The sequence below is a fragment of the Novosphingobium endophyticum genome (assembly GCF_014640675.1).
In the GTDB taxonomy this organism is placed as follows: domain Bacteria; phylum Pseudomonadota; class Alphaproteobacteria; order Sphingomonadales; family Sphingomonadaceae; genus Novosphingobium; species Novosphingobium endophyticum.
The window spans coordinates 1-674 of record NZ_BMHK01000112.1; the positions used below are offsets into that span (position 1 = coordinate 1).

Consider the following 674-nt stretch of genomic DNA (forward strand, 5'->3'; position numbering starts at 1 on the left):
GCATCGATGCCGAGCGCAAGTCGCTGCAACCGCTGCCGAACGCGCGAACTGCCGATTACGAGGAGATCCTGGTGACCGTGACGTCCTCGGGCGGCTTTACGCTGCGCAAGGTGTTCTACACGGTCCCCTCGCGCCTGATCGGGCATCGTCTGCGGGTGCGCCTTTACGACGATCGCCTCGATGTCTTCATTGGCGGCACAAGGCTCATGACCCTGCAGCGCGGCCGCGCCGGTGCGAACGGCAAGCACGGCCACATCGTCGATTACCGGCACGTCATCCATTCCTTGCGTCGCAAGCCGATGGCGCTGCGTGGGCTGGTCTATCGCGACAGCCTGTTCCCGCGCGAGCCCTATCGCTTCATGTTCGAGTACCTGCTGGAGGCTGTGGGCGAGAGGGAGGCATGCCGTGTCACCGTCGAGCTTCTGGCCATGGCCCACGAACGGGCGTGCGAAGCCGAACTCGCGCAAATCCTCGCAGAGGACCTGGCCGCTCGTCGGATACCGTGTCTGACAACATTGCGGGCACGGTTCTGCCCGGACCCTGCCAATCTGCCCGAAGTCGTCGTCGAACTGGTGCCGCTCTCGATCTACGACGGATTGATCGAACAGGGAGAAGCGGCATGAGCGCGGCTCCCATGATCGACGCGCAGCGCCTGAGCCTGATGCTCAATGAAC

General features: G+C 63.9%; 1 protein-coding gene. It reads left to right on the forward strand.

Going from position 1 to position 674, the window contains the following annotated elements:
- Nucleotides 1–623, forward strand: a 623-nt coding sequence (locus IEX32_RS20465; RefSeq protein ID WP_444543979.1) for a Mu transposase domain-containing protein, incomplete at its 5' end; no start/stop codon positions are given.
- Between the last annotated feature and the right edge of the window lie 51 nt (nt 624–674).